Source organism: Rhizobium sp. PRIMUS64 (assembly GCF_023006465.1).
Taxonomy (GTDB): domain Bacteria; phylum Pseudomonadota; class Alphaproteobacteria; order Rhizobiales; family Rhizobiaceae; genus Rhizobium; species Rhizobium leguminosarum.
Window position 1 is genome coordinate 1 of sequence record NZ_JALBGX010000207.1, and the last position, 8,486, is coordinate 8,486.

The 8,486-nt window shown below is 62.1% G+C and carries 8 protein-coding genes and 1 pseudogene; 4 read left to right on the top strand and 5 right to left on the bottom strand.

The window, feature by feature from the left end:
• Nucleotides 1–154, bottom strand: a pseudogene (locus MOV76_RS37180) (cupin domain-containing protein); the annotation flags it as partial.
• 120 nt (nt 155–274) lie between these two features.
• Here MOV76_RS37180 and MOV76_RS37185 point away from each other — a divergent pair.
• The 3 genes from MOV76_RS37185 (at nt 275) to MOV76_RS37195 (ending at nt 4,947) form a co-directional block, all read left to right on the top strand.
• Nucleotides 275–1,168, top strand: coding sequence for a LysR family transcriptional regulator (locus tag MOV76_RS37185; RefSeq protein WP_047621373.1), 894 nt, complete (start codon nt 275–277; stop codon nt 1,166–1,168).
• Nucleotides 1,169–1,313: 145 nt separating this feature from the next.
• Nucleotides 1,314–2,825, top strand: coding sequence for an ATPase domain-containing protein (locus tag MOV76_RS37190; RefSeq protein ID WP_193445806.1), 1,512 nt, complete (start codon nt 1,314–1,316; stop codon nt 2,823–2,825).
• Nucleotides 2,800–4,947: an ATP-binding protein gene (locus MOV76_RS37195; RefSeq protein ID WP_080671783.1), complete on the top strand. Its 2,148-nt coding sequence runs from the start codon at nt 2,800–2,802 to the stop codon at nt 4,945–4,947. The genes MOV76_RS37190 and MOV76_RS37195 overlap by 26 nt, the downstream gene beginning before the upstream one ends.
• Nucleotides 4,948–4,998: 51 nt before the next feature.
• Here the strand turns inward: MOV76_RS37195 and mobB are convergent, their stop codons facing one another.
• From mobB to MOV76_RS37210, 3 genes are read right to left on the bottom strand one after another with little or no spacing between them, the layout of a single operon-like run.
• The gene (mobB, locus tag MOV76_RS37200) at nt 4,999–5,520 is read right to left on the bottom strand and encodes a molybdopterin-guanine dinucleotide biosynthesis protein B (RefSeq protein ID WP_247266432.1); all 522 of its coding nucleotides are present in this window, start codon (nt 5,518–5,520) and stop codon (nt 4,999–5,001) included.
• The gene (gene mobA, locus MOV76_RS37205; RefSeq protein ID WP_247266433.1) at nt 5,517–6,146 is read right to left on the bottom strand and encodes a molybdenum cofactor guanylyltransferase MobA; all 630 of its coding nucleotides are present in this window, start codon (nt 6,144–6,146) and stop codon (nt 5,517–5,519) included. The genes mobB and mobA overlap by 4 nt, the downstream gene beginning before the upstream one ends.
• A 9-nt stretch (nt 6,147–6,155) precedes the next feature.
• A complete protein-coding gene (locus MOV76_RS37210; protein WP_028733042.1) occupies nt 6,156–7,064 on the bottom strand; it encodes a DMT family transporter in 909 nt (302 codons plus the stop codon).
• Between the two features lie 326 nt (nt 7,065–7,390).
• On the opposite strand from MOV76_RS37210, the gene MOV76_RS37215 reads away from it, so the two are divergent.
• Complete coding sequence (locus MOV76_RS37215) at nt 7,391–8,158, top strand: SDR family oxidoreductase (RefSeq protein WP_247266434.1); 768 nt, start codon at nt 7,391–7,393, stop codon at nt 8,156–8,158.
• A gap of 85 nt (nt 8,159–8,243) precedes the next feature.
• Here MOV76_RS37215 and MOV76_RS37220 read toward each other — a convergent pair.
• Nucleotides 8,244–8,486: 3,4-dihydroxy-2-butanone-4-phosphate synthase (locus MOV76_RS37220; protein WP_247266435.1), on the bottom strand; the 243-nt coding region annotated here is incomplete at its 5' end.

Sequence of the window (8,486 nt, forward strand, 5' to 3'; positions counted from 1 at the left end):
AGGCGGTGCGGGCTCCGGGCTCGAAGGTGACGCTGGCGCCAGCCGCGCGTGCGGGGCTGGTCACGGCAAACAGTGGGTCGACACGCACGCTGCCGGTAAACCAGTCGGCTGGTCCCTTGGCCGAAGGCTGCGAACCGCTTCGCTTGATATCCATCTTTGTCTTCCTTTCGATGTCGGGGTGGACAGGTCCACTCGAGCAGCAAGGTATTTAGCGCGTGTGTTTGGTCGCGATTAGATGGTATAAACGGCAAGAACCCATGAGAAAGTTTCATGAATGCCGCGCCCCGCCGTCAACGACCTCATCGCCTTCCTCGCCGTTGCACGCGCACATAGCTTCACCAAGGCGGCGGGCAAGCTGGGTGTGTCGCAATCGGCGCTCAGCCACACCATCCGCGGGCTCGAGGAGCGGCTTGGACTGCGATTGCTGACCCGCACGACCCGCAGCGTCGCGCCGACAGAGGCCGGTGAACGCCTGCTCGTCTCCATCGGACCGCGGCTCGACGAGATCGAGAGTGAGCTGGCTGCCTTGAGCGCCTTCCGGGAGAAGCCGGCAGGCACCATCCGCATCAATGCCGGCGAGCATGCGGCCGATGCCGTCCTCTGGCCCGCCTTGCAAAAGCTCCTGCCTGATTATCCCGATATCAATGTCGAAATCATCGTCGACTACGGTCTGACCGACATCGTCGCGGAGCGCTACGATGCGGGGGTGCGGCTTGGAGAACAGGTGGCGAAGGACATGATCGCGGTGCGCATCGGCCCCGACATGCGGATGGCCGTGGTCGGCGCGCCCGCCTATTTCGACACCAGGCCGAAGCCGCTGACGCCACAGAACCTTACGGATCACAATTGCATCAATCTGCGTCTGCCGACCTATGGCAGCGTATATGCGTGGGAGTTCGAGAAGGACGGGCGCGAGCTCAGGGTTCGGGTCGAAGGACAGTTGATCTTCAACAATATAGCCCTGCGGCTGAACGCGGTGCTGGCTGGTCTTGGGCTGGCCTATATGCCGGAGGACTTGGTCGAGGCGCATCTTGCCGACGGGCGGCTGGTGCGCGTCCTCGAGGATTGGTGTCTACCGTTTTCCGGCTACCATCTCTACTATCCGAGCCGCCGGCATACGTCGCCGGCATTCGCCCTCGTCGTCGATGCACTTCGCTATCGAGGATAGACGCCCACTATGTCGGGCCGCCCGGACAGGCATATATCCGAACCAGGAGTGATCGGCTCTTGCCGGAAGCGAACTCATGCCTGCCAGTGATTTGACATTCCATCACTCGCCGCTAATTCACACTTGAAATTGAAGGAAACAGTGAATGAATACTGCGGCACCTGCCACGAAAGCTCGGACCGGCGTGTCCGGTTTGGATACAGTTCTGGCGGGGGGCCTCTCGCCGGGGCACGTTTTTCTCCTGGAGGGGAATCCGGGAGCTGGCAAAACGACGATTGCGCTGCAGTTCCTAATCGAAGGTGCGCGGCTCGGCGAGCAGGGGCTCTACATCACCCTTTCGGAAACCGAGAGCGAACTTCGGGCCGGTGCCGCATCGCACGGCATGGTGATCGATGGGAATATCGAGGTCTTCGAGGTCGTGCCTCCGGAAAGCCTACTGGATGCCGACCAGCAGCAGAGCCTGCTTTATTCGTCGGATCTTGAACTCGGAGAGACGACAAAGGAAATCTTTGCCGCTTTCGAGCGGATCAAGCCACGTCGCGTGGTTCTCGACAGTCTGTCGGAGATAAGGCTGCTCGCGCAAAGCTCGTTGCGCTACCGCCGGCAGATCCTCGCGCTCAAACATTATTTTGCCCGACAAGGCGCGACAGTCCTTCTGCTCGATGATCTGACGTCCGAGGTGCTCGACAAGACAGTGCACAGCGTCGTGCACGGCGTCATCCATCTCGAAGAGATGGCGCCGAGCTACGGCTCCGAACGCCGACGTCTCAGGGTCATAAAATATCGCGGACAGGCCTTCCGCGGCGGCTATCACGATTTCATCATCCAGACTGGCGGGGTTAAGGTCTTTCCGCGGCTCGTCGCCGCCGAACACAGGTCGAGTTACGCACGTGATCAGATTTCCTGCAATATTGCCGAACTGGATCTGCTTCTCGGAGGTGGCCTGGAGCGAGGTTCCAGTACACTCATACTTGGTCCGGCCGGCACCGGCAAAAGCACGTTCTCCTTTCAATTCCTGATGGCTGCGGTCGCGCGCGGCGAGAAAGTGGCGGCCTTCATTTTTGACGAGGAGCTGGGCCTGCTCTTCACGCGGCTGAAGGCGCTCGGAATGGATCTCGAAGCCATGCGAAACGCGGGTCATATCCACATCGAACAGCTCGATGCCGCCGAACTGTCGCCGGGCGAATTCGCTCACCGCGTGCGCAATTGCGTCGACAAGGCGGATGCGAAAACCGTCATCATCGATAGTATCAACGGTTACCAAGCTTCGATGCCGGATGAGAATTCGCTGATCCTTCATATGCATGAGCTGCTGCAATATTTGAACAGGCAAGGCGCCAACACCTTTCTCACCGTGGCCCAGCACGGGCTGGTCGGTGACATGAAGGCACCTGTCGACGTTACCTATCTCGCCGATACCGTCATTCTGCTGCGTTACTTCGAGGCGGCCGGAAAGGTGCGGCGGGCAGTCTCGGTGATCAAGAAGAGGACCGGCTTTCACGAGGATACCATCCGGGAGTATCGCATCGACGCTTCCGGCTTGAGGTTCGGCGATCCTCTCGTCGGGTTCCAGGGCGTGCTTCGCGGCGTTCCCGAATTTGTCACGACCTCAACGCCGCTCCTTGCGACCGATGGCGGGGATAGCGGCAATTCCTAATTCCGGCAAACCGAAAGCATTGATCTACACCCCCGTCGGTCGCGATGCCTGGGTGGCGAGATCATTGGTCGATGAGGCCGGATTGGCATCGATTGCCACCACCGACCTGCCTATGTTCGCGTCATCGCTCAGCGATGACGTCGCGCTTGGCGTCCTGACGGAGGAGGCCGTTCGCTCGAGCGATCTCAAGCCGATCGCCGCCTGGGTTTCGGCCCAGCCGAGCTGGTCTGACCTACCGTTCATCGTGCTCACCACACGTGGTGGCGGACCTGAACGAAATCCGGCCGCTGCCAGGCTTTCCGAGGTTCTTGGCAACGTCACCTTCCTGGAAAGGCCGTTCCATGCGACCTCGTTCATCAGCGTGGCCCGGACCGCATTAAAGGGGCGCCTGCGCCAATATGAAGCGCGAACCCGGCTTGAGGCTCTGGGCGAGGGCGAGCGGCGGTTGCAGACCGCTCTCGCCGCCGGTCGTCTCGGGGCATGGGAGCTGGAGCTGTCCTCGATGGCATTGTCGGCCTCGGCGACCTGCAAAGCAATCTTCGGCCGAAGCCCCGATGACGATGTCACACGCGACGATCTGATCGCAAGTATCCACCCCGACGACCGGGATCTTGTGCTGGCACGGTTGCGCCAGACGATCGATACTGGGCGCGACTATTCGATCGAGCACAGGACGATCTGGCCGGATGGATCGCTGCATTGGACCGAGGTCCACGCGCAGCTTTATTCCGACAGATATGGTTCCGCCATGAAACTCGTCGGCGTCTGCTCCGATACCACTGTCCGCAAGACCATTGAGGAAAACCTGAGACGGCTCAATGAAAACCTCGAAGAGCGCGTGAGGGAACGGACCAAAGAGGTCAATGCGGCTCACCAGACCCTGCTCGAGGAAGTGTCCCAGCGTGAAAGAGCCGAGGAGCAGCTTCGCCAATCACAGAAGATGGAGGCGATCGGCCAACTGACCGGCGGCGTCGCACACGATTTCAACAATCTGCTGATGGTCGTTCTCGGAAATCTGGAGCTGCTCGGCAAGCATGTTGCCGGAGATGCCAAGGCGACGCGTCTGGTCGACGGGGCGGTTCAGGGTGCGCGGCGCGGGGCGGCGCTGACGCAGCGGCTGCTGGCTTTTGCCAGACAGCAGGATCTGCAGGTCAAGCCGATCGATCTGGCCGAGCTGGTCTCCGGCATGAAAGATCTACTGCGGCGCTCTGTGGGATCCTCGATCAGTATCGAAACCATCCTGCCGGCAACCCTGCCGCCGGCGCTGGTCGATGCGAACCAGCTCGAACTGGCGCTGCTCAACCTTGCGGTCAATGCCCGCGATGCGATGCCGGATGGCGGGACGCTGTCCATATCGCTGCGTGATGCGCAGGTGGCTGGCGATGACGGCACTCTCGACAAGGGCGCCTATCTTGTGTTGGCGGTGGCCGATAGCGGCACCGGCATGGACGCGGAGACGCTGAAGAAGGCGGTCGATCCGTTTTTCTCGACCAAGGAACTCGGAAAGGGCACGGGCCTCGGCTTATCGATGATCCACGGGCTTGCCGTTCAGCTCAATGGCGCACTTCGTCTGACAAGCGAACTTGGGGTCGGGACGACCGCTGAGTTGTGGCTTCCCGCAACCGAACAGCGCCCCGAGCGGGTGATCGAAGCGGAACTGCCCGTTCCGCAAGCTGCATCCAGACTGAAGATCCTGCTGGTCGATGACGATGCCTTGATCGCCATGAGTTCGGTCGACATGCTTGAAGATCTCGGCCACGAGGTCGTCGAAGCAAACTCCGGCGCGCAGGCGCTGGAACTGATCAGCAGCGGTCAGCATTTCGACCTTGTCATAACCGACTATTCGATGCCTGGTATGACCGGTGCACAGCTGGCCCAGGCCGCACGGGACATTTATCCGGCATTGCCGATCGTGCTGGCGACAGGTTACGCCGATCTTCCCGCCGGCACCGATATCGATCTTCCGAGATTGGCAAAGCCCTATGATCAGGCTCAGCTCGCCAAGGAAATCGCCAAGGCGATGGCAAGCGAAACAATTCAGCTTCTCAGGTCCGGCAGTGGTGCACGGGGCTCAGCGCCCATAGTGCCGCGTGTCCTTTCAGGCGCGCAAAGGACGCTGTAACACTTTTAAGCGCTGCATCATTGTGTCCTTAAATCGATTCCGATTTAAGAATTAAGCCGTGGCCTGTCCAAGGCCGACGATGCCAGCAATGAAATCGGCGATGGCGCCTGTGTCGTCCAGATCGAAGACCGGCAGGGCCGTATCCGTGACGGCATGATCGGCGGCGATAGCGCAGATATGGGGATCGCTTGGTGCCAACGGTTCACGATTTGCCGCCTCCAGGCGGCGGGCCTCGATCTTCGGGATCGGCTCGCGCTTGTAACCTTCGATCAGCACGAGGTCGCAGGGGGCGAGGCGGGCGAGGATCTCCTCGAACACAGGTTCGGGGGCACCGCGCAGCTCGTGCATGATGGCGTAGCGGGTGCCGGAGACGATGGTGACCTCGTGGGCGCCGGCCTGGCGGTGGCGGTAGCTGTCGGCCCCGACCTTGTCGATGTCGAAATCATGATGGGCGTGCTTGATCGTCGAGATCCTGTAGCCGCGGCGGGTGAACTCCGTCACCAGTCGGACGGCGAGCCCCGTCTTGCCTGAGTTCTTCCAGCCGGCGATGCCGAAGATTTTCGGTGCGGTCATCCGCGAAGGGCCTCCAGCCAGCGTTCCGCCTCGACGAGATCGTCGGGCGTATTGATGTTGAAGAAAGGGTCGAGCAGGCTGGCGCGGGTCGGATGCAGCGGAAACGCCACTTCCGTAACGTCATGCCGTAACAGGAAGTCGCGTACGCGGCGCTTCTCGTCGGTGGTGATCCAGGCTTCGAGATCGGCGGCCAGCGTCACCGGCCAGAGCCCGAAGACGGGATGGCTGCGGCCCTCGGAGGCGGCAATGGCGATCTGCGACGGGTGCTCGATCGCTGCCGCCAGCCGGGCGACGAGATCGGCCGGGAAGAACGGGCAATCCACCGAGACGGTGACGACATGGGTGATCGAGGGCAGGCCGGCGGCATAGACCATGGCTGCATGGATGCCGGCCATCGGCCCGGCCTTACCGCGAAAACGGTCGGGAACGACAGGCACGCCCTCGGCGGCGGCATCGGCATTGACGGCAACGAGCGGGGCCTGCTGCGAGAGGCGGGTCAGCACATGGTGGAGCAGGCTCTCGGCCCCGAGCATCACGCCTGCCTTGTCGCGGCCCATGCGCTGCGAGCGGCCGCCAGCCAATACGACGCCTGCTATATCAGATCTGCCAAGCAAGAATTCAGCCATCATCCTTCCTCAGACCGGCGCGCGCGGCGCGGATTCCTGCGCGATCGGCGATACGCGGCGCTTGGCCTCACGATAGAACGTATAGAGGCCGGAGGCGATGACGATCGCGGCGCCGACGAGCGTCCAGCTGTCAGGCACTTCGGCGAAGAAGAGGAAGCCGAGCAGGGAGGAGAAGATCAGGCTGGTATAGCGGAACGGCGCGACGAAGGAGATTTCGCCGGTACGCATGGCGAGAATGACCGACTGGTAGCCGACGAGCACCAGTACCGAGGCGAGCACGAGATGCCCGAGCGAGGTGGCGCTGACCGGCTGCCAGCCGCCGAGCAGCGGGATGAGCAGTGCGCCGAAGAAGGAGGCCGACATGGCAGTGATGACGGTTATCATCAGCGAGGGAATTTCCGGGCTGATGCTCCGGGTGGCGAGATCGCGGCCGGCCGTCGTCAGCACCGCGGCGACGCAGAGCAGGGCGGCGGCGGTGAATCCTTCCGGGCCGGGGCGAATGATGATCATCACGCCGACGAGGCCGACGAGAATCGCCGACCAGCGCCGCCAGCCGACCGGCTCACCGAAGAACAGCGCTGCACCGAAGGTGACGACCAGCGGCAGCGACTGCAGGATCGCCGAGGCATTGGCGATCGGCATCAAGCCGAGCGCGGTGATATAGGTGACGGCGGAGAGCGTCTCACAGATGATCCTGAAGATAATCATCGGCTGCAGCATGACCCGCCAGGAGCGCAGCGCGCCCATTTTCCAGGCGATCAGATAGACCAGCAGGCTGGTGAAGAGGCCGCGCAGGAACATGATCTCGCCGGCGTTCATATGGGCGATCACCGATTTGGATAGGGCGTCGCTTGCGGAAAAGCCGGCCATCGCCATGCTCATATAGATGGCGCCCTGAGTATTGCGTGACCGCGGCATGAAGAGATTCCCGTTACCTGTGCGCCCCTTTTAGTCGCGAAGATGCATGAAGGGAATCGGATGAATGTCACACCAGGCATAAATCGATGATGCGGTGCACAATGGCACTGATGTCAATGCAGGCGTGTGGGCGGAAGTCCGACAAATGCCTGTTTTATAACGTGAATTCCGTTATTTCCGACGCCGCGATCAAGGCGTCGATGAGGACGTCCGTCGCGTTGCCGGTTCGGCCATAGGCGTTTTTCTCGTCCTGCGCGGGAAACGGGTGGCTGCATCGCCTGATGTTTGAGCATCTCAGATCTCGTAACAACCCAGGAGAGACCGATATGACACTTCTCAACGACAAGATCGCAATCATTACCGGCGCAAGTTCCGGCATCGGCCGCGCGGCGGCGAAACTCTTTGCACGGCAAGGCGCCAAGCTCGTAGTCACCGGCCGGCGGCAGGACGCGCTCGATGCCGTCATCGCGGAAATCGAGGCGGAGGGTGGTCAGGCCGTCGCCATATCAGGCGATGTCAGGGACGAGGCGCTGCAGGCAAGGCTCGTCGGGACGGCAGTTTCGCGTTTCGGCCGGCTCGACATCGCCTTCAACAATGCCGGCATCCTCGGTGAGATGGGGCCGGTCGCCGGGCTGTCGCTGGAGGGCTGGCGCGAGACGATTGAGACCAATCTCACCGCCGCCTTCCTCGGCGCCAAGCACCAGTCGGCGGCGATGGGAAAAGGCGGCGGATCGCTGATCTTCACCTCGACTTTCGTCGGCCACACCGTCGGCATGCCTGGCATGGCCGCCTATGCGGCGAGCAAGGCGGGGCTGATCGGCTTCGTGCAGGTGCTCGCCGCTGAACTCGGAGCGCAGAAGATCCGCGTCAATGCATTGCTTCCCGGCGGCACCGACACACCCGCCAGCATCACCAACGCGCCCGATGCCACGCCGGAAGTGCTCGCCTTCGTGGAGGGGCTGCATGCGCTGAAACGCATGGCGCAACCCGAAGAGATCGCCAATGCGGCGCTTTTCCTCGCCTCCGACATGTCGAGCTTCGTGACCGGCACGGCGATGCTGGCGGATGGTGGGGTTTCGATCAGCCGGACATAGGGCCGGCAAGGGAAGGTGCCGTCAGGTTATCGCTGCGGCACGTTCTTTGTTGCGGCGGGCTATGCCGCCGCAACAAAGGCATCGATCAGGCGACCTCGCGTATGTCTCTTTCCGCCTGGCGGTCAAGGTAGGCGACCAGGTCCTCGATGGTGACGAGGGGCAGGTTGTGGCGTTCGGCGAAGAGCGTGAGTTCGGGCAGGCGAGACATGGTTCCGTCGTCGTTGGCGACTTCGCAGATGACGCCGGCGGGGATTCTTGCGGCGAGGCGGGCGAGATCGACGGCGGCTTCGGTATGGCCGGGGCGGCCGAGCACGCCGCGGGGGTTGGC

Bases quoted from the DNA above. Each gene is read 5' to 3' on its own strand.
- MOV76_RS37210 (WP_028733042.1), bottom strand. From the start codon at position 7,064: ATGCCGCGGTCACGCAATACTCAGGGCGCCATCTATATGAGCATGGCG.
- MOV76_RS37185 (WP_047621373.1), top strand. From the start codon at position 275: ATGCCGCGCCCCGCCGTCAACGACCTCATCGCCTTCCTCGCCGTTGCA.
- MOV76_RS37215 (WP_247266434.1), top strand. From the start codon at position 7,391: ATGACACTTCTCAACGACAAGATCGCAATCATTACCGGCGCAAGTTCC.
- MOV76_RS37195 (WP_080671783.1), top strand. From the start codon at position 2,800: ATGGCGGGGATAGCGGCAATTCCTAATTCCGGCAAACCGAAAGCATTG.
- mobA (WP_247266433.1), bottom strand. From the start codon at position 6,146: ATGGCTGAATTCTTGCTTGGCAGATCTGATATAGCAGGCGTCGTATTG.
- mobB (WP_247266432.1), bottom strand. From the start codon at position 5,520: ATGACCGCACCGAAAATCTTCGGCATCGCCGGCTGGAAGAACTCAGGC.
- MOV76_RS37190 (WP_193445806.1), top strand. From the start codon at position 1,314: ATGAATACTGCGGCACCTGCCACGAAAGCTCGGACCGGCGTGTCCGGT.